General features: G+C 72.5%; 23 protein-coding genes and 2 tRNA genes. 15 read left to right on the plus strand and 10 right to left on the minus strand.

What is annotated here, in order from left to right; genetic code table 11:
* Positions 1–251: 251 nt before the first annotated feature.
* Positions 252–1,370 (minus strand): Gfo/Idh/MocA family oxidoreductase, encoded by a 1,119-nt coding sequence (locus tag ACIQU6_RS40685; protein WP_403487050.1) that lies wholly within the window; start codon positions 1,368–1,370, stop codon positions 252–254.
* A gap of 48 nt (positions 1,371–1,418) precedes the next feature.
* Here ACIQU6_RS40685 and ACIQU6_RS40690 point away from each other — a divergent pair, with 48 nt between their 5' ends.
* The 8 genes from ACIQU6_RS40690 (at position 1,419) to ACIQU6_RS40725 (ending at position 9,715) form a co-directional block, all read left to right on the plus strand.
* Entirely contained in the window at positions 1,419–2,642 is a 1,224-nt protein-coding gene (locus ACIQU6_RS40690) for an ROK family protein (protein ID WP_403487092.1), read from the plus strand.
* A gap of 71 nt (positions 2,643–2,713) precedes the next feature.
* Positions 2,714–3,499 carry a GntR family transcriptional regulator gene (locus ACIQU6_RS40695; RefSeq protein ID WP_403487052.1) on the plus strand — a complete coding sequence of 262 codons (786 nt, stop codon included), beginning with the start codon at positions 2,714–2,716 and terminating at the stop codon, positions 3,497–3,499.
* A gap of 302 nt (positions 3,500–3,801) precedes the next feature.
* Positions 3,802–4,923, plus strand: coding sequence for a TIGR03364 family FAD-dependent oxidoreductase (locus ACIQU6_RS40700; protein ID WP_403487054.1), 1,122 nt, complete (start codon positions 3,802–3,804; stop codon positions 4,921–4,923).
* The gene (locus ACIQU6_RS40705; RefSeq protein WP_403487056.1) at positions 4,917–5,654 is read left to right on the plus strand and encodes a phosphonatase-like hydrolase; all 738 of its coding nucleotides are present in this window, start codon (positions 4,917–4,919) and stop codon (positions 5,652–5,654) included. Before ACIQU6_RS40700 ends, ACIQU6_RS40705 begins: the two co-directional genes overlap by 7 nt.
* Before the next feature lies 1 nt (position 5,655).
* Positions 5,656–6,840, plus strand: coding sequence for an ABC transporter ATP-binding protein (locus ACIQU6_RS40710; RefSeq protein WP_403487058.1), 1,185 nt, complete (start codon positions 5,656–5,658; stop codon positions 6,838–6,840).
* Positions 6,833–7,792 (plus strand): 2-aminoethylphosphonate ABC transporter permease subunit, encoded by a 960-nt coding sequence (locus ACIQU6_RS40715; protein ID WP_403487060.1) that lies wholly within the window; start codon positions 6,833–6,835, stop codon positions 7,790–7,792. The genes ACIQU6_RS40710 and ACIQU6_RS40715 overlap by 8 nt, the downstream gene beginning before the upstream one ends.
* Positions 7,779–8,576, plus strand: coding sequence for an ABC transporter permease (locus ACIQU6_RS40720; protein WP_403487062.1), 798 nt, complete (start codon positions 7,779–7,781; stop codon positions 8,574–8,576). Before ACIQU6_RS40715 ends, ACIQU6_RS40720 begins: the two co-directional genes overlap by 14 nt.
* Positions 8,577–8,638: 62 nt before the next feature.
* Positions 8,639–9,715, plus strand: coding sequence for a 2-aminoethylphosphonate ABC transporter substrate-binding protein (locus tag ACIQU6_RS40725; protein ID WP_403487064.1), 1,077 nt, complete (start codon positions 8,639–8,641; stop codon positions 9,713–9,715).
* A 95-nt stretch (positions 9,716–9,810) separates the two neighbouring features.
* On the opposite strand, the gene ACIQU6_RS40730 is transcribed toward ACIQU6_RS40725, so the two are convergent.
* Complete coding sequence (locus tag ACIQU6_RS40730) at positions 9,811–10,590, minus strand: HAD-IIA family hydrolase (RefSeq protein WP_403487066.1); 780 nt, start codon at positions 10,588–10,590, stop codon at positions 9,811–9,813.
* 288 nt (positions 10,591–10,878) lie between these two features.
* Here ACIQU6_RS40730 and ACIQU6_RS40735 point away from each other — a divergent pair, with 288 nt between their 5' ends.
* A complete protein-coding gene (locus ACIQU6_RS40735) occupies positions 10,879–11,271 on the plus strand; it encodes a hypothetical protein (protein ID WP_403487068.1) in 393 nt (130 codons plus the stop codon).
* A complete protein-coding gene (locus ACIQU6_RS40740; protein WP_403487070.1) occupies positions 11,255–11,533 on the plus strand; it encodes a hypothetical protein in 279 nt (92 codons plus the stop codon). Before ACIQU6_RS40735 ends, ACIQU6_RS40740 begins: the two co-directional genes overlap by 17 nt.
* Before the next feature lie 34 nt (positions 11,534–11,567).
* On the opposite strand, the gene ACIQU6_RS40745 is transcribed toward ACIQU6_RS40740, so the two are convergent.
* Positions 11,568–11,641: transfer RNA gene (locus ACIQU6_RS40745), tRNA-Lys, on the minus strand.
* A 620-nt stretch (positions 11,642–12,261) separates the two neighbouring features.
* On the opposite strand from ACIQU6_RS40745, the gene ACIQU6_RS40750 reads away from it, so the two are divergent.
* Both ACIQU6_RS40750 and ACIQU6_RS40755 read left to right on the plus strand, forming a co-directional pair.
* Positions 12,262–12,681 (plus strand): SsgA family sporulation/cell division regulator, encoded by a 420-nt coding sequence (locus tag ACIQU6_RS40750; RefSeq protein WP_403487072.1) that lies wholly within the window; start codon positions 12,262–12,264, stop codon positions 12,679–12,681.
* Positions 12,681–13,979, plus strand: coding sequence for a hypothetical protein (locus ACIQU6_RS40755; RefSeq protein ID WP_403487074.1), 1,299 nt, complete (start codon positions 12,681–12,683; stop codon positions 13,977–13,979). Before ACIQU6_RS40750 ends, ACIQU6_RS40755 begins: the two co-directional genes overlap by 1 nt.
* Before the next feature lie 571 nt (positions 13,980–14,550).
* Here ACIQU6_RS40755 and ACIQU6_RS40760 read toward each other — a convergent pair.
* A complete protein-coding gene (locus ACIQU6_RS40760) occupies positions 14,551–15,078 on the minus strand; it encodes a DinB family protein (RefSeq protein WP_403487076.1) in 528 nt (175 codons plus the stop codon).
* A 346-nt stretch (positions 15,079–15,424) separates the two neighbouring features.
* On the opposite strand from ACIQU6_RS40760, the gene ACIQU6_RS40765 reads away from it, so the two are divergent.
* Together ACIQU6_RS40765 and ACIQU6_RS40770 are read left to right on the plus strand one after the other, a co-directional pair.
* The gene (locus ACIQU6_RS40765; RefSeq protein WP_403487077.1) at positions 15,425–16,018 is read left to right on the plus strand and encodes a lytic polysaccharide monooxygenase; all 594 of its coding nucleotides are present in this window, start codon (positions 15,425–15,427) and stop codon (positions 16,016–16,018) included.
* A gap of 405 nt (positions 16,019–16,423) precedes the next feature.
* Positions 16,424–18,325, plus strand: a complete 1,902-nt coding sequence (locus ACIQU6_RS40770; protein WP_403487079.1) for an AMP-binding protein — start codon at positions 16,424–16,426, stop codon at positions 18,323–18,325.
* A 146-nt stretch (positions 18,326–18,471) separates the two neighbouring features.
* Here the strand turns inward: ACIQU6_RS40770 and ACIQU6_RS40775 are convergent.
* The 6 genes from ACIQU6_RS40775 to ehuB form a co-directional block, all read right to left on the minus strand.
* Positions 18,472–18,545: transfer RNA gene (locus tag ACIQU6_RS40775), tRNA-Lys, on the minus strand.
* 168 nt (positions 18,546–18,713) lie between these two features.
* Positions 18,714–19,472 (minus strand): IclR family transcriptional regulator, encoded by a 759-nt coding sequence (locus ACIQU6_RS40780; RefSeq protein WP_403487081.1) that lies wholly within the window; start codon positions 19,470–19,472, stop codon positions 18,714–18,716.
* Between the two features lie 570 nt (positions 19,473–20,042).
* Positions 20,043–20,858, minus strand: a complete 816-nt coding sequence (gene ehuA / locus ACIQU6_RS40785; RefSeq protein ID WP_403487083.1) for an ectoine/hydroxyectoine ABC transporter ATP-binding protein EhuA — start codon at positions 20,856–20,858, stop codon at positions 20,043–20,045.
* A complete protein-coding gene (gene ehuD / locus ACIQU6_RS40790) occupies positions 20,848–21,498 on the minus strand; it encodes an ectoine/hydroxyectoine ABC transporter permease subunit EhuD (RefSeq protein WP_403487085.1) in 651 nt (216 codons plus the stop codon). The genes ehuA and ehuD overlap by 11 nt, the downstream gene beginning before the upstream one ends.
* Positions 21,495–22,241 (minus strand): ectoine/hydroxyectoine ABC transporter permease subunit EhuC, encoded by a 747-nt coding sequence (gene ehuC / locus ACIQU6_RS40795; RefSeq protein WP_403487087.1) that lies wholly within the window; start codon positions 22,239–22,241, stop codon positions 21,495–21,497. Before ehuC ends, ehuD begins: the two co-directional genes overlap by 4 nt.
* A complete protein-coding gene (ehuB, locus tag ACIQU6_RS40800; RefSeq protein ID WP_403487089.1) occupies positions 22,238–23,089 on the minus strand; it encodes an ectoine/hydroxyectoine ABC transporter substrate-binding protein EhuB in 852 nt (283 codons plus the stop codon). The genes ehuC and ehuB overlap by 4 nt, the downstream gene beginning before the upstream one ends.
* 233 nt (positions 23,090–23,322) lie before the next feature.
* Here ehuB and ACIQU6_RS40805 point away from each other — a divergent pair, with 233 nt between their 5' ends.
* Positions 23,323–23,823 carry a DUF3830 family protein gene (locus ACIQU6_RS40805; protein ID WP_274915559.1) on the plus strand — a complete coding sequence of 167 codons (501 nt, stop codon included), beginning with the start codon at positions 23,323–23,325 and terminating at the stop codon, positions 23,821–23,823.
* Positions 23,824–23,914 lie beyond the last annotated feature (91 nt).

Raw genomic sequence — 23,914 nt, forward strand, 5'->3', positions numbered from 1 at the left:
ACGGGAGGGGGCGGGTCGGAGGGGGTGGTAGGCCAGACGTAAAGCGAAGCAGTCTGGCCTACCACCCCCGGAGGCCCGTCACCGCGGCCGACAGCCCCGCGCAGCGGATCCGCGCCGCAGGCGCAAAGAACAGCGACCCGTGCGGCGGGACAGCCGACAACGTGGGCCGCAAGCCCCGCGCAGCGGATCCGCGCCGTAGGCGCAACGACAGCGACCCGCGCGGCGGGACAGCCGACAACGTACGGGTACGTTCAGCGGAGCGCCACGGTTCGGCTCTCCTCCGCGGAGCGCCTCGCCGCCTCCAAGACGCGTAGCGACGCCGCCACCTCCGTCGCGGAAACCGGCGGTTCACCGCCGCTGCGCAACGCCCGCGCGACGCCGGCGTAGTACGCGGGGTAGTCGCCCGGAAGCGTGGGCACGGGTGAGCCGCCCCCCGTCAGGGGGGATGTGCCGGCGCCCAGGCGACCCCAGCAGGACTCCGGCTCGACGCCCCACGCGTCGCCTTCGGTGCCGGGGCGGAGGCCGGCGCGCAGGGCGGCCTCCTGGGGGTCCAGGCCGTACTTCACGTAGCCGGCCCGGCTGCCCAGGACCCGGAAGCGCGGGGCGAGTTGGGCGGTAGTGGCGCTCACCCACAGGTGGGTGCGGACGCCGCCGGCGTGGGTGAGGGCGAGGAAGGTGTCGTCGTCGGCCTCCGCGCCCGGGCGGCGGATGTCGGTCTCGGCGTAGACGGAGAGCGCCGGGCCGAAGAGGGTCAGGGCCTGGTCGACGAGGTGGCTGCCGAGGTCGTAGAGGAGGCCGCCGAGCTCGGCCGGGTCGCCGGACTCGCGCCAGCCGCCCTTGGGTTGGGGCCGCCAGCGTTCGAAGCGGGACTCGAAGCGCTGTACGTCGCCGAGCGCGCCGTCGGTGAGGAGCTGGCGCACGGTGCGGAAGTCGTTGTCCCAGCGGCGGTTCTGGAAGACCGAGAGCAGCAGTCCGCGGCGGTCGGCGAGCGCGGCGAGGCGTTCGGCCTCGGCGGCGGTGGCGGCCAGCGGCTTGTCGACGACGACCGCGGTGCCGGCCTCCAACGCGGCGGTGGCGAGCGGGACATGCGTCTTGTTGGGCGAGGCCAGCACGATCAGGTCGAGCGCGCCGTCGGCGGCCCGGGCCAACACCTCCTCGGCGGTGGCGACGGTGTGGACCTGCGGGTGTTCGGCGCGGGCCTGCGCCTGCCGTTCGGGGCTGCGGGTCGAGACGGTGTCGAGCAGCAGGCCGTCGGTGGCGGCGATCAGGGGGGCGTGGAAGACGGAGCCGGCCAGGCCGTAGCCGATCAGGCCGACGCGGACGGGGGCGGTGCGGGACGCGGTGGCGGTGCGGGCTTCGGGGGCGCTCATGCGACCCACTTTCGCAACGGCGTTGCGAAAGTGCAAGCGATGCGGAGAATGGGGGGTGTGAGCAGCAGCAACGCCCCTGAGGGCGGGCCCGAGCGTCCGCAGATCGACGACCGGCCGGCCGGTGTCGTGGCACCCGAGGCCGCCCCGGTCCCGTCGGCTTCGTCCGCACCCGGCGCCAATCTCCTCGCCCTGCGCGGGCACAACGCCGCCCTGGTACTGGGGCTGCTGCGGGCGGCGGGGGAGGAGGGGGTGAGCCGGCTGGAGCTGGCCGAGCGGACCGGGCTCACCCCGCAGGCGGTCAGCAAGATCACCGCGCGGCTGCGGGCCGACGGTCTGGTCGCCGAGGCGGGCCGCCGGGCCTCCACCGGCGGCAAGCCGCGCACCGTCCTGCGGCTGGTCCCCGACGCCCGGCACGCCGTCGGCGTCCACCTGGACCGCGACGAGCTGACCTGCGTGCTGGCCGACCTCGCCGGCCGGCCGGTCGCCGTCCACCGTGCGCCGCTGGACTTCGGCGCCGGCGCCGGGGTGGTGCTGGACGCCGTCGTGCGCGGGGTCGCGGCGCTGCGGACGGCCGCCGACGGCCCGCCGGTCCTCGGTGCGGGGGTGGCCTGCCCGGGGCCGCTGGACCATGCGACGGGCGTGCTGCGGCAGGTCACCGGCGCCCCGCAGTGGGACGGCTTCCCGCTGCGGGACGCGCTGGCGCACCGCCTCGGCCTGCCCGTCGTCGTCGACAAGGACACCAACGCGGCGGCCCTCGGCCTCGGCCGCGCGCCGGGGGAGGGCGGCGCCTCGTTCGCCTATCTGCACCTGGGGACCGGGCTCGGCGCCGGACTGGTCCTGGGCGGCGGCCTCTACCGCGGGCCGCACACCGGTGCGGGCGAGTTCGGCCACCAGGTCGTGCAGTTGGACGGGGCGCGGTGCACCTGCGGGCGGCGCGGTTGCGTCGAGGCGCTGTGTCTGGCGGCGGTGGCAGACGGTGAACCGGCGGCCGCGGCCCGGGTGTTGGGGGTGGCCGCGGCCAACCTCGTCGAGCTGCTGGACGTCGAGCGGGTGCTGCTCGGCGGCCGTACCGTCCTCGCGCACCCGGAGTGCTTCCGGGACGGCGTGGCCGCGGCCCTCGCCGAGCACGCGGCCCTGCGCGGCCGGCCGGCGACGGCGTCCGGCGACGGCCGCGGGGGCGCGTCCGCGGTGCCGGTGGCGCTGGCCCGCGGCGGGTCCAGGGTCGTCGCGGACGGCGCGGCGGAGCTGGTGTTGGGCGGATTGTTCCGTTAGCGGGCGACCGCGCGGACCGGGGCGCGTCGGGGTCGGTGCTGCCCGCGCGCCACTGGTGCGAAGATCGCCGGGTGGAGTTCCCGTACGGCCAGGATCCTGGCGCACCCATCCGGTCCGGCGTTCCCGAGCACGGACGCATCCCCAAGTACTACGCGGCGAAGGTCGAAATCACCGCCCTGCTGGCCGAGTTGGGCGAGGGTGAGCCGCTGCCCGCCGAGCGCGAGCTGGCCCTGCGGTTCGAGGTGTCCCGGGAGACGCTGCGCCAGGCGCTGCGGGAGCTGGTGCTGGAGGGGCGGCTGCGCCGGTTGGGGCGCGGCACGGTTGTCGCCGGGCCCAAGATGGAGCAGCCGCTCTCGCTCGCCAGTTATACCGAGGGGGTCCGCCGCCAGGGCCGCACGCCCGGCCGGCACCTGGTCTCGCTCGACCGCTTCCCCAGCCCGCCGGCGCTCGCCCGCGACCTCGGGCTCGCCGCCGGCGACGCGGTGTGGCACCTGGAGCGGGTGCTGCTCGCCGACGACGAACGGGTCGGCCTGGAGAGCACCTATGTCGCGGTCGACCGGGCCCCGGACCTGGCGGCCGACTTCGAGCCGGACTCGTCCTTCTACGCCTACCTCCACGAGCGGCTCGACATCGGCTTCGGCGACGCGGACGAGCGCCTGGAGACGGTCCTGGCCACCCCACGGGAGGCGCTGCTGATCGGCACGCCCGGCGCGCTGCCGATGCTGCTGATCCACCGCTGGTCCCGGGACACCCAGGGGCGCCCGCTGGAGCGGGTGCGCTCGCTCTACCGGGGCGACCGGTTCTCCTTCACCACCCACCTGGGGAACGGGGGCACGGGGCGGGGCGACGGCCCGTAGGGGAGCGGGGGTCGGGACCCGTAGGGGGTGGGTGGGCCCCTTGCTGACCACTACCCAGGGGTGTCGGTGGATACCCGGAGGCGCCGGGTGTCACCCGAACAGGGCGGACGCCAAACGGACTTGACGATCGCCACCCGCACCCGCCGACCGCCTCCCGGAAGTGCCGGCCACCGTCCGCGAGTGTCGACACCACTCAAAAATCACAGAACGATAACGGGTCTAGGCCAACTTTGAAGGGCTGTTAACCGAGGCGACGCCGAACCTTCCCCCGCGGGTCACCCGCCGCCGCGAGCGTCAGGGGCATGCGAGTCATAGTCGTCGGAGCCGGCGTGCTGGGAACCATGCACGCCTGGCACGCAGTCGAACGGGGCCACGAGGTCCTCCACATCGAGCGGGAGGCCGAGGCCCGCGGCGCCTCGGTCCGCAACTTCGGGCAGATCTGGGTCAGCGGCCGGGCCGGCGGCGAGGAGCTGGACACCGCGCTGCGCGCCCGCGAACTCTGGGAGGCCGTCGGCGCCCGCGTCCCGGGCATCGGCTTCCGCGCCATCGGCTCGCTCACCGTCGTCCGCAACGACGCCGAACGGGCCGTCGCCGAGGCCGCCACCCGCCGCCCGGACGCCGCCGCCCGCGGCTACCGCTACCTCGACGCCGAACAGGCCCGCGCCGTCAACCCCGCACTGCGCGGCGACTTCACCGGCGCCCTGTGGTGCGAACGGGACGCGGCCGTCGAACCCCGGGTCGCCCAACGCGCCCTGAAGGACGCCCTGTTGGCGTCCGGACGGTACACCTACCTCGGCGGCCGCGAGGTCCGTGAGGTGGTCGGCGACCGCGCCGTCCGCGACGACCACGGCGAGACCCACCACGGCGACGCGGTGGTGCTGTGCACCGGCGCCTGGCTCGGCGGCCTGGTCCGCGAGCTCGTCCCCGACCTGCCGGTGCGCCGGGTGCGGCTGCAGATGATGCAGACCGACCCGCTCGGCGAGGCGCTGACCACCTCCATCGCGGACGCCGACAGCTTCCGCTACTACCCCGCCTACCGCGGCGACGCCCTCGACGCCCTCAACGCCGGCCAGCCGCAGGCCCCCACCGCCGCCGCCCACAAGATGCAGCTGCTGATGGTCCAGCGCGCCGACGGCGGCCTGACCATCGGCGACACCCACGAGTACGAGACGCCGTTCGCCTTCGACACCGTCGAGGAGCCCTACGAGCACCTCACCGGCGTCGTCGAGACGCTCCTGGGCCGCCCGCTGCCCCGCATCCGCCACCGCTGGGCCGGCGTCTACGCCCAGTGCACCGACACCGGCCGCGTCGTCCACCGCCAACAGGTCGCCGACGGCGTCTGGTTGGTCACCGGACCCGGCGGCCGCGGCATGACCTGTTCCCCGGCCATCGCCGAAACCACCGCCAACACCCTGGGATGGTGAGCCCGTTGACGCACCCCACACACCCCCACGACACCCGGCTGGTCGTCCTCGACATGGCCGGCACCACCGTCGCCGACGGCGGACTGGTGGAGCGGGCCTTCGACGCCGCCGCCCACCACATGGGCGTCGAGCCCGGCAGCCCCGAGCACGCCGAACACCTCGCCTACGTCCGCGCCACCATGGGCGAGTCCAAGATCTCCGTCTTCCGGCACCTGTTCGCCGACCCGGGCGGCGACCCGGCCGCCACCGAGGAGGCCGCCCAACGCGCCAACCGCGCCTTCGAGTCCGCCTACGGCACCCTGGTCGACGACGGGCAGGTCGCCCCCGTCCCCGGCGCCCGCGACGCCATCGAAGCCCTCCAGGAAGCCGGCCGCACCGTCGTCCTCACCACCGGCTTCGCCCGGGTCACCCAGGACGCCATCCTCGACGCCCTCGGCTGGCGCGACCTGGTCGCCCTCACCCTCTGCCCGGCCGACGCCGGCGGCCGCGGCCGCCCCTACCCCGACATGGTGCTGGCCGCCCTGCTGCGCACCGGCGCCGCCGACGACGTCGCGCAGATCGCGGTGGCCGGCGACACCTCCTACGACATGACCTCCGGCCGCCGCAGCGGCGCCACGGTCGTGGCCGGGGTGCTCACCGGGGCCCACGACGCCGACCGGCTCCGCACCGCCGGCGCCACCCACGTCCTGGACTCCGTCACCGAACTGCCCGCCCTGCTGGGAGTGGTGTGAGATGCCCGCACCTGCCACGGTCCCCGCCCCGCCCGCCGTGCCCGCGCCGCCCGCACCGACCGCGCCCGCGCCGGCCTCCGGCATCCGCTTCGACCGCGTCACCGTCGCCTACGGCCGCCACCACGAACACACCGTCCTGGACGGCCTCGACCTCACCGTCGAACCGGGCGAGGTGATGGCCCTCCTCGGCCCGTCCGGCTCCGGCAAGACCACCGCCCTACGGGCCGTCGCCGGCTTCGTCCGCCCGGTCTCCGGCCGCGTCCTGATCGGCGGCCGGGACGTCACCGACCTGCCGCCCCACCGGCGCGGCATCGGCATGGTCGTCCAGCAGTACGCGCTCTTCCCGCACATGAAGGTCGCCGAGAACGTCGCCTTCGGCCTCCGGGCGCAGAAGGCGCCGCGCGCTGAGATCCCCGGCCGGGTCGCCGAGGCCCTGGAGATGGTCGGCATGGCCGGCCACGCCGACCGGCACCCCCGGGAACTCTCCGGCGGTCAGCAACAGCGCGTCGCCATCGCCCGCGCACTGGCCATCCGCCCCGGCGTGCTGCTGCTCGACGAGCCGCTCTCCGCGCTCGACGCCCAGTTGCGCTCCGGCATGCTCGCCGAACTCGCCCGCCTGCACCGCGAGTTGCCCGACCTCTCGCTCCTCTACGTCACCCACGACCAGGTCGAGGCGCTCACCCTCGCCGACCGGATCGCCGTCCTGGAGTCCGCCCGGCTGCGCGAGTGCGACACCCCGCAGGCCCTCTACCGCAGCCCCCGCACCACGTTCACCGCCTCCTTCGTCGGCACCGCCAACCTGCTGCCGGTGACCGTGCGCGCCGGCGGCGTGGAGTTCGCCGGCCGCCGACTGACCGTCCCCACCGGCGACGCGGCGCCCGGCGCCACCGCCACCCTCTGCGTCCGCCCGCACCTGCTCGGCCTCGGAGCCGCCCCCGACGGCCACGGCAACACCCTGCGCGGCACCGTCACCGAGGTCCAATGGCGCGGCGCCACCCACCGGTTGTACGTCACGGTCGACGGCCACCGCGTCCTGGCCGACCTGCGCGAACTGCGCGACCCCCCGCCGCTGGGCACCGAACTCGCCCTGCACTTCGCCCCCGAGGACGCCGTCCTCCTCCCCGCCGACCTCCCCGCCCCGACCGGCCAGACCGGCCCCGCGGACGCCGGAGCCCCCGATGCCTGACCGCACCACCCCGCACACCGGGCCCCGCCCCGGACGCACCGCCGCCCTCTGGGCCCTGCCGCCCGTCGCCGCCCTCGCCGTGGTGTTCCTCTACCCGCTGGCCCTGGTGGTCCGCCAGTCCCTCACCCCCGAGGACGGCGGCGGCCCCTCCACCGCCCCGTACACCACGGTGCTGACCGCCACCTCCTTCCAGGACGCGCTCACCAACACCGTGCTGATCGCCGTCGGCGCCACCCTCGGCGCGCTCCTCCTCGGCCTGGCGCTCTCCCTGGTCATCGCCTTCGTCCCGTTCCCCGGCGGCAAGGCACTGGCCCGCTTCATCGACCTCTTCCTCGCCTTCCCGTCCTTCCTGATCACCCTCGCCCTGCTGTTCCTCTACGGCACCGTCGGCATCGCCAACGGCCTCTGGACCGACGTCACCGGCGCCGCCCACGGGCCACTGGACTTCCTGCACACCCCCTGGGGCGTGCTGCTCGCCGAGGTCACCTACTTCACCCCGTTCGTGATGCGCCCCCTCCTGGCCGCGTTCTCCCAGGTGGAGACCGCTCAGGTGGAGGCCGCCGGCTCGCTGGGCGCCCGCCCCTGGCGGATCGTGCGGACGGTGATCCTGCCCGAGGCGCTGCCCTCACTGGCCGCCGGCGGCGCCCTCGTCCTGGTGCTGTGCCTCAACGAGTTCGGCATCGTCCTGTTCACCGGCGCCAAGAACGTCGTCACCCTGCCGATGCTCGTCTACACCAAGGCGATCCTCGACGGCGACTACACCGGCGCCTGCGTCGTCGCGGTCATCAACATCGCGCTCTCCGCAGCCCTCTACGCCCTCTACCGGACGGTGATGTCCCGCACCACCGGCACCGCCAGAACCCCCCGGCGCACGCCCACCCGCACCCCCGCCAAGAACACCCCCACCGCCCCCGCCCTCGCCGTAGGAGGTGCCGACCGTGCTCGTGCATAGCGCAGCCGCCCGCCGGGTCATCTGGGCGGCGTTCGCCCTCCTCTTCGTACCGGTCTTCGCCCTCCCGCTGCTGGTCATCGCCACCGCCTCGGTCGCCGGCGGCTGGAGCGGAGCCCTCCCCTCCGGCCTGACCCTGACGCACTATCAGGACATCGCCCAGGGCGACGCCCCCACCGCCCTGCTGACCAGTGTGCTCACCGCCCTCGCCGCCAGCGTCCTCGCCCTGACCATCGGCACCTGGGCCGCCCTCGCCGCCGAAAAGCTCGGCCGCCGCACCCGCCGGATCCTCGACGCCCTCTTCCTGCTCCCGGTCGCCGTCCCCTCCGTCGTCGTCGGCCTCGCCCTCCTCGTCGCCTTCTCCCAACCCCCGTTCCTCCTCAACGGCACCCCGCAGATCGTGATCATCGCCCACACCGTGCTGGTCACCGCGTTCGCCTACCAGTCCGTCACCGCCGCCCTGGCCCGCCTCGACCCGGCCTACGAGCAGAGCGCCGCCGGCCTCGGCGCCCGCCCCGCCTACGTCCTGTGGCGAGTCAAACTCCCCCTGCTGCTGCCGTCCCTGACCGCCGCCGCCGGCCTGTGCTTCGCCCTCTCCATGGGCGAGTTGAGCGCCACGATGATGCTCTACCCGCCGGACTGGATGCCGCTGCCCGTCCAGATCTTCGCCGCCACCGACCGCGGCGCCCTCTTCACCGGCGCCGCCCTCGCCGTGGTCCTCATGGCTACCACCCTCCTCGTCCTCCTCGGCGTCTCCCGCCTCCGCACCAGGGCCACCTACCGCTAGCCCCGCACCGACCCCACCCCCCAACTCCCCTCCTTTCGACTCCCGTTCCAGGAGCCCCCGCCATGCCCAGTCGCCCGCCCCGCCGTCTCTCCCGCCCCCTCCTCGCCGGCGCCGCCGCCCTCACCCTCGCCGGCTCCCTCACCGCCTGCGGCGCCTCCGCCGCCGACCCCAACGCCAAGGAGATCACCGTCTACAGCGCCGACGGCCTCAAGAGCGAGAAGGGCGACGGCTTCTACGACAAGGTCTTCAAGGACTTCGAGAAGCAGACCGGCATCAAGGTCAACTACGTCGAGTCCGGCTCCGGCGCCGCCGTCCAGCGCCTGGCCCGCGAACGCACCAACACCAAGGCCGACGTCCTGGTCACCCTGCCGCCCTTCATCCAACAGGCCGACGGCAAGGGCCTGTTGGACACCTACCGCCCCCAGGGCTCGGACCAGGTCGCCGCCGCCGACAAGGACCCGGGCGGCAAGTGGGTCTCCGTCGTCAACAACTACTTCTGCTTCATCTACAACAAGAAGGAACTGCCCAAGCCCCCGGCCACCTGGCAGGACCTCACCGACCACCGCTTCGCCGGCAAGCTCCAGTACTCCACCCCCGGCGTCGCCGGCGACGGCACCGCCGTCCTCATCAAGGCCCTGCACGACTTCGGCGGCCAGGGCCCCGCCATGGACTTCCTCAAGAAGCTCCAGGCCAACAACGTCGGCCCGTCCTCCTCCACCGGCCAACTCGCCCCCAAGACCGACAAGGGCGAACTCCTCGTCGCCAACGGCGACGTCCAGATGAACTACGCCAACACCAAGACCATGCCCAACCAGGGCATCTTCTTCCCCGCCGCCAAGCCCGGCGCCCGCCCCACCACCTTCGCCCTCCCCTACGCCGCCGGCCTGGTCAAGGGCGCCCCGCACGCCGACAGCGCCCGCAAGTTCCTCGACTACCTGCTCAGCAAGCCCGTCCAGGAAGAGGTCTCCGCCGTCGGCGGCGGCTTCGCCGCCCGCAAGGACGTCAAGCCCACCGACCCCAACGCCACCGCCCTCGCCAAGATCATGAACGGCGTCGACATCTTCGAGCCCGACTGGAACGACATCGACAAGAACCTCGACACCTACGTCAACGCCTGGCGGACGGCCACCGGAAGCTGACCCCCGGCGGAAGCCCCCCACCGCACCGGGGCCGGAGCCGGGACCACCCGCTCCGGCCCCGACCCGTAACGACCCGCCGGGCCGCCCGCCCCGGCTCAGACCAGATCCACCAGATCGGCGATCGAGTCCACCACCTTCGTCGGCCGGAACGGATAGGTGTCGACCTCCTCCGCCGACGTCAGCCCCGTCAGCACCAGGAACGTCGCCATCCCGGCCTCCAACCCCGCCAACACATCGGTGTCCATCCGGTCGCCGATCATCGCGGAGGTCTCCGAATGCGCCCCGATGACATTGAGCGCATGGCGCATCATCAACGGATTCGGCTTCCCGACGAAGTACGGCTCCTTCCCCGTCGCCTTGGTGATCAGCGCGGCCACCGAACCGGTCGCCGGCAACGCCCCCTCCGGCGACGGACCGGTGTTGTCCGGATTCGTCGCGATGAACCGCGCACCACCGTTGATGAGCCGGATCGCCTTCGTCAACGCCTCGAACGAGTACGTCCGCGTCTCACCCAGGACCACGAAATCCGGATCGACATCGGTCAGTACGTACCCCGCGTCGTGCAGGGCGGTCGTCAAGCCCGCTTCCCCGATCACATAGGCGGTACCACCGGGCCGCTGGGTGTCCAGGAACGTCGCCGTGGCCATGGCCGACGTCCAGATGTTCGCCACCGGCACGTCCAGCCCGATCCGGCTGAGCCGGGCGTGCAGGTCCCGCGGCGTGTAGATCGAGTTGTTGGTGAGCACCAGAAAGGGACGGCCGGAATCCCGGAGCTTCTTGATGAAGGCGTCCGCGCCCGGCACGGGGACGCCTTCGTGCATCAGCACACCGTCCATATCGGTGAGCCACGATTCGATGGGCTTGCGCTCAGTCATGGCCCTACCGTAAGAGGCGCCCCAGCTCACATGCCATGGGAGTGACGCTCCGAAGCCCCGCCCGCACACCGCGCCAGGCCGCGACACCCGCCCGGCCGCCTCCGACCGGGACGAAACAAGGGCGTACGGACGGGCACGCACGGAGTCCCACCGCCCCCTTCCCGCAAGCCGCCAGCGGCGAGACCCCCGCCGTCTGCGCCCCCGCCCACCCGATCGGCGCAGCCCCACACCGCCCCGGATGCGCCCACCGGCGGACCGGCGGACCTTCGGAGTAACCGGAGGTACACCATGCGCTCACCGCAGCTCACACTCTGTGCCGCGGTCGCGGCGTGCGCGGTGACGACGGCTCCCGCGTGCGCCGACGCCGTACGCAGCCCCCACACCGCCCAGACCGCCGCCACCGCCACCCCGGCCGCCCCCGACCCGCACCGCCCACCGCCCACCGCCGCCCACGGCACCCGGGCCGCCCTCCCCACCGGGCCGCACCTGGCCCTCACCCCGCCCGCCCGGACCCACCTCGTACCGGACCGGGTCGTCGCCCACCGCGAACTGAGCAGCACCTCCGCCGTCGCCCTCGTCCTGGCGGGCGGTGCCATCCTGGTCATCGCGGGCCAACTGCTCCGCCTCAGACTCCGCCTCCGCCGCGAACGCCACGGGAGCGACGGTGCCGACGAACACTGAACAACGGGCCACCCCCACCGAGCGGGCAGGCACCTCGACGGACCTCGCGGCGCCACGCCAACGGGGACCCGGCACCCGGCCCCTCTGGGGCATCGCCTGGGCCGCCCTGCTGCTGACGTGCTGGCTCTGCGGCGGCGCCCCCGCCCCGCTGACCAGCAGCCCCGCGCTCCTGCCCACGACCGGCGACGCCGCCGTGGGCCAGGCCCCGGCCACCGGGTCCCCACCGCTCCGCGACACCGCGCCGTCACCACAACACGACTGAGGCCCCTCGCAATGCGAGGGGCCTCAGTCCTACGTGCGCCGCCAGGGACTCGAACCCCGGACCCGCTGATTAAGAGTCAGCTGCTCTAACCAACTGAGCTAGCGGCGCGCGCTGACGAGGAAAACTCTACACGAACTCCGAGGGTGGTCCGTACCCAAGAACGCCCCACCCACGCACCCGCCCCCTGTGATCCCCGCCACCTCGCGCTCACCCCACTCGCACCACCAGTCACCCCACACTCGCCACTGCACTCCACCTCTCACCCCTCCCGCCGCCCTATACCTCATCAACACCCCCTCCCGCCCGGGGCGAAAGTCCCTCCACCTCGGGACTATTGCCTGCCGTCGCGCCCGAATTGGTCTGTGAAGATCGAGTTCGTAGCCGTAGCGCAACAGTTGCCCCGTCAGCATGCGGTATCTCCTGCCAGTTGAGAGGCTGACGCCAGCGCCGGGGCGCGGCGGGCCGACGCCGGGGCGCACGGCCCCACGAGCAGCCGGCCCGGAGGAGAACTGCATGACGGTTTCCGGACACCCCGCACCCGGCACCGCGCGCGCCACCCCCCGCCCGACCGGGAGCCCGGACCCCCGCCCGTCCTTCCCCCGCGGATCATGGCGTCCATCACTACTCCGCCGTCACCTGCAACCCCATCCCTCGAGCCAACGTCTGCTAGGACGCGAGCCCCGACCCGGGGCCCCGGGACTCGCCCCTCTTCGGAAAGGTTGATCGTCGTGGTGTCGACAGCCAAGCGCACCCTTGAGATGCAGCTCCTCCTCGGGCCGGACGAAACGGTTCCGGTGGCCGGCCGGTTCGGCTACCGCAGCGACCGCCCCTACGAGGTCGAGGTCGCCTTCCTCAGCCGCGGCGAAGCGGTCGCCACCTGGCTGTTCGCCCGAGACCTGCTGCTCGGCGGCCTGTGCGAAGAGGTCGGCGAGGGCGACGTACGGGTGTGGCCCGCCCGCCGCGCCGCCGGACCCCGGCACGTACACATCGAGCTCGCCACCGACGACAGCGTCTGCGAGCTGACGGTGCGCGCGACGGAGCTCACCGCCTGGCTGGAGCAGACCGCGGCCATCGTCCCGCCCGGCCGCGAAGACCGCTATCTCGATATGGACGCCCACCTGGCCCGCCTGCTTGCGGGGAAGTGCTGATGACTCCCACTCCCATGACGACGACGCCCGACGCCCGCCCCGCGATACGCGCGACGCCCACCGCCGCAACGGGCGCCCCGGGCGCCCCCGCACCCGCCGACGCGCGGACCGCGGCCGCACGCACCCTGGCCGCCCGGGCCGGCACCGACCCCGCCGTCCGCATCCCTGTCCAGGGCGGCCCGAACGGCACGAGCCCCGACTCCACGGACGCGGCGGACACCGCGGCCGCCGACTGCGACGCGTCCGGCGCCCCGGCCCCGCACGACCCGTGCGCGCACGGCTTCCTCCCCGAGCGGCCGCCGGTCCGCTCCATGATCGGCACCTGGACCCGGCTCGACGCCATGGCCCGCGAAGCGGCCGTCGCACCCGACCGCGCCACCGCCGTCGCCGTCATCGAACGCGCCGACCGCGCCGACGAATTGGCCGCCCTGCGCCAGCGCGTCTCCCGCCTCTCGCCCCGCAACGCCGAGGCCGCCGCGATGCGCGTCGCGGTCATCGCCGTCTCCTGCGGCTGGGGAGCCCTCGACCCGCAGGCGCCGGCCGCCCGCCAGGTCGCCAACGACGCGTTCCTCGAACTCTGGTCCGCCATCGCGCACCGCATCGACCACGACCAGTTCGTCGCCCTGCCCACCCTCGCGCTCCACAACTGGGCCCCGGAACGCAAACCGCGCCGCCACATCCCCATCGACCAACTGGCCCGCACCGAACAGTTGGTGCCGATCGTCCGCTGGGCCCCGGAAGGCCAGCCGCTGTGCCGCCTGGACCGGCTGATGCTCGCCGCGACCCGCCTGGAGGCCCACGGCATCTGGCTTTTCCGCCTCGCCGACACCCTGGCCGGCCGCGCCCCCGACGACTCCTCGACCCCGACGGCGCTGCGCCGCCTGGTCCGCATTCAGCACGCCCTGCGCGCCCAACTCCACTCCGAGGCAACGGAACTGGCCGCCGCCCCGGCCACCGACCAGCAGCGCGCGGTCCTCGGCGCGCTCGCCGAGCAGGGCGCCCTGGAACCGCCGGTCCTCCAGGCCGCGGACGCCGTACTGGGCATCGGCGGCCGCCGCCTCGGCGAGGGCCGTCGCCAACACCTGCGCCGCCACCTCCCGGCCCAACACCGCGCCTGGCTCAGCGCCATGGACCGCCACTGCGCTCCCGTCCGCACCCTCGCCCACCGCGGCGGCCCCGACGCCGCCGTCTACCGCGAGGCCCAGGAATCCCTCATCGCCCTCCGCCGCACCTACACGGCCCTGGTCCAAACCGCCGCCGCGCCCACCCCAGGCCCCGTCCGAGAAGCAGCGGCCTGACCTGAGAGATCCCGGGAACGCCAGGGATTCCGGGGGCTCCAGAGATTCCGGGGGCATCAGGAACCCTGAGAACTCCAGGGATCCTGAGAACTCCAGGGGTTCGGGGGATTCCAGGGGTTCCGGGGACCTCAGGGGGCCCAGGTGCTCTCGCGGCCGGGCGCGAGAGCTCGCGTCTGGCGCCTCACTGCACGCGGGGATTCCTACTCGACGTCTGGCAACGCCCTGCGGGGCCCCGTCAGCGCCCTGTCGATGCCCCTGCCGATGCCCCTGCCGGTGTCCTTGTCAGTGCCCCGTCAGGTCCTGTGGGTGTCTGCCGGTGTCCTGATGGCCTGCCCTACCTTGCCCCGTACCAGCGGCCGGGACGCTTGAGCCTGGGCGACTTGTGAGGGGCGGAGGAGAGGGAGGGGAGTGAGGTGGCGGGCGCGCGGGCTCGGGCGGGTTTCCTGTGGAGCTCCCTTCCTCCTCCCCCCGGGGCCCCCGCCCCCACCCCGCCCCACCCCCGCCGAGCTATGTCTCAGGCATCGACACGCGTCTCAGGCATCGACCCACGGCGCAGGCATCGGCCTGTGTCTCAGGTGCCCGTGGTGCCGTCGATGCGTTCCCGGATCAGGTCTGCGTGACCGTTGTGGCGTGCGTACTCCTCGACCATGTGGACCAAGATCCAACGCAGTGAGACGCCCTGGTCACCCACGTGTGCGGCCTCCTGTTCCGAGAGCTTGCCGGTGTCTTCCAACGACGAGCCGGCGATCAGCTCCCTGCTCCGTGCGACCTCCGCGCGCCAGCGGTCCAGGACCTCGTCGCCCCCGCGGCCGGGGATGACCGCGAAGCCGTCGCCCGCGCCCCCCTCGTACAGCCGTGGCGAAACCTGGCCCGCGAACACCCGCTGGAACCAGTTGCGTTCGACCTCTGCCATGTGCTGGATCAGGCCCAGCAGCGTCATCGACGACGGCGGCACCGAGGCCGTCCTCAGCTGATGGTCATCGAGGCCGGCGCACTTCAGTTCCAGCGTGGCGCGATGGAAGTCCAGCCAGCTCTCCAGCATCTGACGTTCCCCGGCCTGCGGGGGCGGAATGGGGCGGCCATCCGGTGTTGTACCCATGCGAGCCACTTTCACATGGGCCGCCGCTCCCTACGGTCAGCACCACAGGGCGAGCTCCGAAGAGAACGTTGTGCAGGGAAGGCCGCGGAGCGCGCCCCACGGTGAACGGTGTGGTGAGCGAGCGGCATCGTGGGCGAGCGGCGCGGCCGATGTCGCAGATGCCGTGTCGATGCCGCTCAGACGCGGGCGGTTCATGGTCTAGACATGGTCAACTCCCCTCACTAATCTGCCGGTTGGTCTGGACCACGCGTCGGTGCCATGCGCTGCAGTTTGCCGTGCACGGCACTGCGCTGCATTTCACTTGGCTTGCAGAACTCCCTTCCCCCACGTTCTTCAGGAGCGAAGCATGCGGAATAAGCTCACTGCCGCCGTGATCGGCCTAGGTGTCGTCGGAGCCTCCTTTCTCGCAACGGGCAGCGCCTCCAGTCACGGCTACAGCGATGCGCCTCCGAGTCGTCAGGCGCTCTGCGCCAACGGAACCGTCAAGGACTGCGGTGCGATTCAGTACGAGCCCCAGAGCGTCGAGGCGCCCAAGGGATTCCCGGCCGCCGGGCCGGCCGACGGCAAGATCTGCTCCGGCGGGCACGACAGCTTCGCTCAGCTCGACGACCCACGCGGCGGCGCATGGCCCGCGACCAAACTCTCCCCGGGGCAGGGCTACACCTTCACCTGGCGGATCACCGCGCGTCATGCGACGGCGGACTTCGAGTACTTCATCACGAAGGACGGTTACGACCCGACCAAGCCGCTCACCCGCGCCGACCTCGAACCCGAACCGTTCATGAAGGTCCCGACGGGCGGTGCGCGGCCGGGGGAGACGGTGCAGCATCAGGGCACCGTCCCCACCCTCAAGTCCGGGCACCACATCATCCTGGGCGTATGGAACATCGCCGATACGGGCAACGCGTTCTACGCCTGCTCGGACGTCGATCTGTCCTGACCTCGCCCGGGCCGCAACCTCCAGTGGCGGCTCTGGCGCTACGCCCGCCTCTGTCTCTGCCGTTGTCCCCGCCCCTGCGCCTGTTCCCGTCCCTGTAATTGGCCCCGCTGGCCTGACCGGACGTGGCGTGTGCGGCGTCCGGTCGCTGCGACGGCGGTAGTTGCTGCGTCGTCATCGGGCCTCTCCGTCCTCTCTCCGGGGAGGCCCTCGCCGCCCCGGACCGTGCGTGTCTGCTGTGCGGTACCGCTGTCGTGTGTGGTCTGTCGACTGTCGTCTCGTTGTGTAAGAACGGTATGGCCGGGGGGAGTTGGCGGGCGTCGCACCACGGGTTGGTGTTCTGGGGAGGTGGGAGTCAACTCAGGGGTTGATGGGGGCGAGGTGGTGGTACTCCACTCTCCAAAACTGATGCTGCGTCAGCTAAGCTCCACCGCCATGGTGGCCGACAGCTCGTGCAGCGACAGCCCGTTCACCCCCGACACACACGCCCACCCTCCCGCCGCCCACGAGGCGCCCGAGCGCCCCGCCGACAGTCGTGCGTCCGGCCCCCGCACCGTCGCCGAGCTCGTCCAAACGCAGTGGGAGGACCACCGCATCGCGCTCAAGTATCGGGAGACGGCGCTCACCCACCACCAGGTGGCCGGTGCGGCCGCCGCGCGGGCCGCGCTGCTGGGCGAGGCGCTGCCGTCGGGCGCGGAGCCGCACATCGGGGTGTTGCTCGACAACGTCCCGGAGTTCCCGCTCTGGCTCAGCGCCGCGGCGCTCGCCGGGGCCGCCGTCGCCGGCATCAACCCCACCCGCCGCGGCCCCGAACTCGCCCGCGACATCGCCCACACCGACTGCGCGCTGCTGATCACCGAACGCGCCCACCTCCCGCTGCTCGCCGGGCTCGACCTGCCCATTCCGCCCGAGCGGGTACTGATCACCGACGACCCCGCCTACCGGGAACTGCTCGCTCCCTACGAGGGCGCGCAGCCGGCGGACGCCCTCGGCACCGCCCTTCGTGGAAGCGAACAGCGGCGGGCGACCGCCCCGGGGCCCGACACCCGCATGCTCCTCTACTTCACCTCCGGCTCCACCGGTGCCCCGAAGGCCGCCCTCTGCACCCAGGGTCGGCTGGCCGCCGCCGGACAGTCCCTGGTCCGCTACTTCGGCGTGCGGAAGGACGACGTCCACTACCTCTGTATGCCGATGTTCCACGGCAACGCGGTGATCGCCGGCTGGGCCCCGGCGCTCGCCGGCGGCGCGGCCGTCGCCCTGCGCCGCCGCTTCTCGGCCTCCGCCTTCCTCCCCGACGTGCGCCGCTACGGCGCCACCTACTTCACCTACGTCGGCCGGGCCGTCCAGTACCTCCTCGCCACCCCGCCCGCCCCCGACGACCGCGACCACCCCCTGCGCACCGGATTCGGCACGGAGGCCGGCGCCGTCGACATCGCCCGCTGCGCCGACCGCTTCGGCGTCCGGCTGATCGAGGGCTACGGCTCCTCCGAGGGCGGCGCGGCGCTCCAGCGCACCCCGGACACCCCGCCCGGAGCCGTGGGCCGCCCCGCCCCCGGTGACGATCTCGCCGTCGTCGACCCGGATACCGGCGACGAACTGCCGCGCGCCCGATGGGACCGGGCCGGTCGCCTCCTCAACGGGGACGAGGCGATAGGGGAGCTGGTCAACCGGGGCCGCAGCTCCTTCGAGGGCTACTGGCGCAATCCGGAGGCCACCGCCGCGCGCACCCGGGGGCGGGCCGAGGGGCGCGTCGGCGCGGGCTGGTACTGGACCGGTGACCTGTTCTTCCAGGACGCGGCCGGGTTCTTCCACTTCGCCGGGCGGACGGACGACCGACTGCGGGTCGACAGCGAGAACCTGGCCGCCGCGATGATCGAGAACATCCTCGCCCGGTACGCCCCGGTCACCGGCGCCGCCGTCTACGCCGTGCCCGACCCGGTCGCCGGCGACCAGGTCATGGCGGCCCTCGCACTGCCCGACGGCGCGGCCTTCGACCCGGAGGACTTCGCGGCCTTCCTCGCCGCCCAGCCGGACCTCGGGACGAAGATGGCGCCCCGCTTCCTCCGGATCGTCGACGCGCTGCCGGTCACCGCGACCAACAAGGTGTGCCGGGCCGCCCTCCGAAGCGCCGGCTTCCGCGGCCCGGATCCGGTCTGGTGGCGCCCGATCGAGCCCCGCGCGGCCACGCGCCCCGCCGATCGCCCCTCCGGCACCACCCCCTGGTGCTACCGCCTCCTCACGGACGACGACCGGGCCGCCCTCGTGGCGCAGTACCGCGCGCACGACCGGGAGCACCTCCTGGACCGGTGACCGCACAACAGGACGCACACCGCACACCGCACACCGCACAACGGAATCCAGCCAACGAAGAGCGAGAGCGAAGGGTGCGAAGGGCAAGCGAAGAGCCGAAAACGAAGTGGGCGCCCTCGGTAAACCGAGGGCGCCCACTTCCTACGTGCGCCGCCAGGGACTCGAACCCCGGACCCGCTGATTAAGAGTCAGCTGCTCTAACCAACTGAGCTAGCGGCGCGCGCTGACAAAAGAAATACTACCTGGTCGAGAGGGGTGCTCATGACCACCCCGGGCGAGGGCCCGCGCGACGCCCCACGGGACCCCGGGCCTCAGCCTCCGGGCACCCGGCAATCGAAGCCACCCCGTCGGCCACCCCAGCAACGACGCCAGCAAGAGCCGCCCCGCCTCAGATCGCCAACGACAGCAGAACCGGCGCGGCCTTGCGGTTGAGGGTGTCCGCGGCCTGCCGGAGGCGGTGCGCGTTCTCCAGCGGCATGGACAGGGCCAGGCAGCCCACCGTCTTGCCGGCGGTGATCGGAACCGCGGCGCAGACCGTGCCGACCGCGTACTCCTGGAGATCCAGGACGGGAACGGTCGGTGGCTGGCTGTCCAGCTTGTGGAACAGCACCTTCTCGTTGGTGATCGTCCGGGAGGTGAGCCGGGCGGTCTTGTGGCGAGAGAGGTGGTCCATCCGACCGTCGTGGTCGAGCTGGGCCAGCAGGCACTTGCCGACCGCGCTGGCGTGCGCGGTGCGGCGGAACTCGGCCCACTCGTTGACCTTCGGTGCCAGTGGGCCGTCGGCGTAGTGGAGGATCTTCACCTCGCCGTCGATGTACCGGCTGATGTAGACCGCCGCTCCGACCGAATCGCGTAGCTGGTCCAGTGTGCGTTGCAGCTTGTCGCGCAGGGCGCGGCTGCGGTCGGAGCCCGAGCCCAGCAAGAGCAGCGACTCGCCGACGACGTATGCCCCGTCGGCGAGTTGATGCGCGTAGCCTTCGCGGCGCAGCATGGACAGCATCTGGGTGAGGTGGGCTGCCGACAGACCGGTCTCGCGGGCGATCTGCGCATCGGTCACGCCATCGGCGTGCCGCGAGATCGTTTCGAGAACGCGAAGGGCGTGTTGCACCGAATGGAACGGCGCGGTCGGCTCGGGCTTCAGCGCCACGGTGTCCCCCTAGGAGGTTGGTACCGCTTGCGTCGTGACCGTCGATCGGGCGCGACCTACGCAGGAAGCGGGCCGCTTCCGGTCAACGGGCTCGTATCACGATAGCGGTCAACGAGCCCGGATGGAGGGGGTCTTGACTGAAAAGCGGGGTGGTTCACGCGTCTGTGCAGGCGCCCTGCACGCTGGCATATGCCCAGGTCATGACCAGGTCGGCGGGCAGCGCGCGGACCGGCGGCAACGGGGGGCCAGGAGCGGTCCGGGTGGGGCGCTGACGACGGGGGTTGACGGCCCTTGGTGACGTGCGGAGTTGACGGAGTGTCGGGTTTTCGCCTGAGGCTCTGGCGTCCCAGTTCTGCTACGGATGCTCGCCCTTCCGTCTGGTGTGCGTACGCCTCACGCGTACCGCGCGCCTCAGCGGTCTCGGATGTCTCAAAGGCGGCGGCGTGCCCGGTCCGGCGCCCGAGCGTTCGGTGCCCGGGACGCGGATGGGGCGTGCGGGTACGCGCACCACATGTCGCGCTCCCGCACGCCCCAGAGCGGCGCCCCTTGTACGGGCCGGTCGCCGTGCCCCTACAGGACCGCGCTCAGGAACTCCCGGGTCCGCTCGTGCTCCGGCGCCGTGAAGATCCGTTCCGGCGGGCCGAATTCGACGACCCGACCGGCGTCGAACATCATCACGCAGTCCGAGACGTCCCGGGCGAAGCTCATCTCGTGGGTGACGCAGAGCATGGTGATGTCCATGGAGTGAGCGATGTCCCGCAGCAGGTCCAGGACGCCGGCCACCAGTTCCGGGTCGAGGGCCGAGGTCACCTCGTCCAGCAGCAGGACCTGCGGGCGCATCGCCAGGGCCCGGGCGATGGCGACCCGTTGCTGCTGACCGCCGGAGAGCTGCGAGGGGTACTTGTCCAGATGGGCGGTGAGGCCGACGAGTTCGAGGAGTTCGCGGGCGCGCTCCTCGGCCGCGTCCGCGTCCAGGCCCAGGACGTGCACCGGGGCCTCGGTGATGTTCCGCAGCACCTTCATGTTGGGGAAGAGGTTGAACTGCTGGAAGACCATCCCGATGTTCTTGCGGACCTCGCGGCTGTAACGGTCGCTCGCCGGGACCAGTTTGCCGCCCTTCTCCTCGTGGGTGAGGTACCGGCCACCGAGCTTGATGGTGCCCTCGTCCGGTTTGAGCAGCGTCATCAACAGCCGCAGGATCGTGGTCTTTCCGGAGCCCGACGGGCCGATCAGCGTGACGTGCCTGCCGGTGTAGACGCTTATGTCGAGGGCGTCGAGGACGGTGTGCCCATCGAACCGCTTGCTGACCCCCTCGAAGCGGATCAGCTCGGTGGCCTCGGCGGTGGCCGCGGGCGCGGTGTTCGGGGTGTGCCGGTCAGCGGACAAGGCGGCGCTCCAGGGCTCGCAGGAGAAGGGACGCGGGGTAGGCGAGGGCGATGAAGGCGACGCCGACGACCGTGTACGGCTCGACGGTCTGGAAGGTCTGCGACGAGAACTGCCGGGCCTGGCCCAGCATTTCCAGCACGCCGATGGCGAAGAGCATCGGCGAGTCCTTCAGCATCGCGATGACGTAGTTGCCCAGGGCCGGCGCGACGCGGCGGACCGCCTGCGGCAGGATCACCGCCGTCCAGGTGCGGCGGCGCGGCAGGCTCAGCGCGACGGCCGCCTCCCACTGGCCGGCCGGGACGCCGTCGATGCCGGAGCGGTAGACCTCGGCGGTGTACGTCGAGTAGTGCAGGCCCAGCCCGATCACCCCGGTGGCCAGCGCGCTGAGCGTCAGGCCCCACTCGGGCATCACGTAGAACAGGAAGAACAGTTGCACCAACAGGGGGGTGTTGCGCACGAATTCGGTGAACGCGGTCACCGGCCAGCGCACCGCCTTCAGGGACGAGCGCTGCGCCAGCGCCCAAACCAGGCCGAGCGCGAAGGCGATCAACGAACCCAGGACCAGGGCCTCCAGGGTGACCAGGAGGCCCTTCCAGAACGTCGGCAGGAAGTGGCCGACCGCGGACCAGTCGAACGTCATCGGGCCTCACCCTCCGCGGGAGCGGCCGTGCCGGTGACCGCCGGGCCGGCGGCCGGGCGCAGCCGCAGTCGCGGCCGCCGGGTCGGGGCCTGTCCGACGCCGGCCTTGGCGCGCCGCTCCACCGCCCGCATCCCGCGGGTCAGGGCGAACGCCAGGACGAAGTACATCACCAGGATGATCGTGTAGACGGGGGCGCTCTGGGTGGTGGCGTTGCGCACCAGGGCGGCGCCGAAGGCGATGTCGCCGACGCCCAGGATCGACACCAGCGCCGTGCCCTTGAGCAGTTCGATCAGCAGGTTGTTGAACGGCGGGACCATCCCCGGCCACGCCTGCGGCAGGACGACCTTCCGCAGCTCCTGCGCGGGCGAGAAGCTGAGCGCGACGGCCGCCTCCCGTTGGGCCGGCGGCACCGCGGCGATCGCGCCCCGGACGACCTCGGAACCGTACGCGCCGTAGGTCAGGCCCAGCGTCAGCACCGCGGCCCACATCGGGACCAACTGCCAGCCGAACCCCAACGGCAGCACGAAGAACACCCAGAACATCAGGATCAGTGCGGACGTGCCGCGGAAGATCTCGAAGTAGGTCCCGGACAGGAACCGCACGAACCACCGGCGGTGGGTGCGCGACAGGCCGACGCCGAACGCCACCGCGGCGGCCAGTGCCGCGCTGTAGACGGTGAGCTGCACGGTGACCCAGACACCCTTGAACAGGAGTTGCCACAGACCCCAGGTGATGTCGCTCATGGCCGGCACTTCTCCTTGGCGGTGATCTTCGTCATCTGCCGGGCGGTGAAGCCGAACGGCCGCATCAGGTCCAGGAGTTCGCCGGACCGCTTCATCGCGTGCAGCTCCCGGTTGAAGGCGTCCCGGAGGCGGGTCTCCGGGGTGCGGAACGCGAAGGCGCCCACGTCGATCACCGGCTTCCCGTTCAGGTAGGGGGTGACCTCGGGCGTGGCCTCCGCCCGGGTGGTCCGCGACTGCCGCACGACGTTGCGGACCGTCACCGCGGTGCCGACGAAGACGTCCACCCGCCCCTGCTCCACCGCCAGCAGACCCGCCAACTGGTCCGGCAGTGTGGTGATGTCGGTGATCCCGGCGGCCTTGGCGTAGTCGATCTCGGCGTAGCCGACACCGGTGGCCATCCGGGCGCGGGTGCGCGCGATGTCCTTGTAGGTGCGCAGCTTCAGTGGATTGCCCTTGCGGACGAGGAAGGCGTCCAGCATCTGGTACTCGGGATCGGCGAAGACCACCTGGGCGCAGCGCTGGGGGGTGATGTACATCCCGGCCGCGACGACGTCGAACTGTCGGGAGTTCAGCCCGACGATCAGCGAGCCGAAGTCGGTGGGGAACGGCTCGACGCGCGGGACGCCGAGCCGTTCGAAGATCACCCGGGCGATGGTGGGTGCCGAACCGGTCATCTTGCCGTCGGTGCCGATGTAGCCGTAGGGCTGCTCGCCGGCCAGGCCGAGGGTGACCGAGCCCTTCTTCCGCAGCCGCTCCAGCAGTTGCCCGCCGCCGGTGGTCCTCGCGGTCGGGACCCGGCTGCACCCGCTCGCCGCGCCGACGGCCCCCGCTGCGCCGAGCGCCGCCACCCCCGCGAGCAGCGACCGGCGGCGGATGCCGCTCGTCCGATGTCTGGATATCTCGGGTCTCCGGGAGCCGGGTTGTCGGTGGTGTGACCCCTGATTGTCTGAGGTGGTGCTCTGTGGTCGAGCCATGGGCGCGCGGTTACCCGGACCGTTCACGCCTATGCCGATCGTTTCCGGTCCTTCACCTCGCCGCGGGAGATGTTCCGTACGCCGGTAATGCCCCCTACGCTCGGGATATGACCGATCGCTTCATCGAAGTCTCCCTGGACAAGCGCGGCGTGAGCTGCACGGCCAAGTTGCTCGACGATCGTGCCCCGCTCACCTGTGCCGCCATCTGGGACGCCCTGCCGCTCGGCGGCGACGTCTACCACGCCAAGTACGCCCGCAACGAGATCTACGCCCTGGTCCCGCCGTTCGCGCCCGAGGAACCGCCGCTGGAGAACCCCACCATCACCCCGATCCCCGGCGACCTGTGCTACTTCACCTTCAGTGACACCCAGTTGGGCACCGCCTCCTACGGCTACGAGAGCGCGGCCAAGCACCGCGGCCGCGCCACCGTCGTCGACCTCGCGCTCTTCTACGAGCGCAACAACCTGCTGATCAACGGGGACGCGGGCTGGGTGCCGGGCATCGTCTGGGGCGCGGTCGTCGAGGGCCTGGACCGGATGGCCGACGCCTGCCAGGACCTCTGGCGGGCCGGCGCCCTGGGGGAGACCCTCGCCTTCCGCCGCGCCTAGGGCGCTTCTGACGGATCTCCGCGGCGTCGCGGCGTCTGGCACGCACTCCCCCACGCCTTAAGGGCGCGGGGGGACCCCCTGCGGCGTTGCC

It is taken from the genome of Streptomyces sp. NPDC090442 (assembly GCF_044769405.1).
GTDB lineage: Bacteria > Actinomycetota > Actinomycetes > Streptomycetales > Streptomycetaceae > Streptomyces.

What these genes read in the sequence shown, in the direction of transcription:
- ACIQU6_RS40805 (WP_274915559.1), top strand. Translation starts at nt 23,323, where the DNA reads ATGACCGATCGCTTCATCGAAGTCTCCCTGGACAAGCGCGGCGTGAGC.
- ACIQU6_RS40700 (WP_403487054.1), top strand. Translation starts at nt 3,802, where the DNA reads ATGCGAGTCATAGTCGTCGGAGCCGGCGTGCTGGGAACCATGCACGCC.
- ACIQU6_RS40730 (WP_403487066.1), bottom strand. Translation starts at nt 10,590, where the DNA reads ATGACTGAGCGCAAGCCCATCGAATCGTGGCTCACCGATATGGACGGT.
- ACIQU6_RS40710 (WP_403487058.1), top strand. Translation starts at nt 5,656, where the DNA reads ATGCCCGCACCTGCCACGGTCCCCGCCCCGCCCGCCGTGCCCGCGCCG.
- ACIQU6_RS40770 (WP_403487079.1), top strand. Translation starts at nt 16,424, where the DNA reads ATGCTGCGTCAGCTAAGCTCCACCGCCATGGTGGCCGACAGCTCGTGC.
- ACIQU6_RS40685 (WP_403487050.1), bottom strand. Translation starts at nt 1,370, where the DNA reads ATGAGCGCCCCCGAAGCCCGCACCGCCACCGCGTCCCGCACCGCCCCC.
- ehuD (WP_403487085.1), bottom strand. Translation starts at nt 21,498, where the DNA reads ATGACGTTCGACTGGTCCGCGGTCGGCCACTTCCTGCCGACGTTCTGG.
- ACIQU6_RS40735 (WP_403487068.1), top strand. Translation starts at nt 10,879, where the DNA reads ATGCGCTCACCGCAGCTCACACTCTGTGCCGCGGTCGCGGCGTGCGCG.
- ACIQU6_RS40755 (WP_403487074.1), top strand. Translation starts at nt 12,681, where the DNA reads ATGACTCCCACTCCCATGACGACGACGCCCGACGCCCGCCCCGCGATA.
- ACIQU6_RS40765 (WP_403487077.1), top strand. Translation starts at nt 15,425, where the DNA reads ATGCGGAATAAGCTCACTGCCGCCGTGATCGGCCTAGGTGTCGTCGGA.
- ACIQU6_RS40690 (WP_403487092.1), top strand. Translation starts at nt 1,419, where the DNA reads ATGGGGGGTGTGAGCAGCAGCAACGCCCCTGAGGGCGGGCCCGAGCGT.
- ACIQU6_RS40705 (WP_403487056.1), top strand. Translation starts at nt 4,917, where the DNA reads ATGGTGAGCCCGTTGACGCACCCCACACACCCCCACGACACCCGGCTG.
- ACIQU6_RS40760 (WP_403487076.1), bottom strand. Translation starts at nt 15,078, where the DNA reads ATGGGTACAACACCGGATGGCCGCCCCATTCCGCCCCCGCAGGCCGGG.
- ACIQU6_RS40725 (WP_403487064.1), top strand. Translation starts at nt 8,639, where the DNA reads ATGCCCAGTCGCCCGCCCCGCCGTCTCTCCCGCCCCCTCCTCGCCGGC.
- ehuC (WP_403487087.1), bottom strand. Translation starts at nt 22,241, where the DNA reads ATGAGCGACATCACCTGGGGTCTGTGGCAACTCCTGTTCAAGGGTGTC.
- ACIQU6_RS40715 (WP_403487060.1), top strand. Translation starts at nt 6,833, where the DNA reads ATGCCTGACCGCACCACCCCGCACACCGGGCCCCGCCCCGGACGCACC.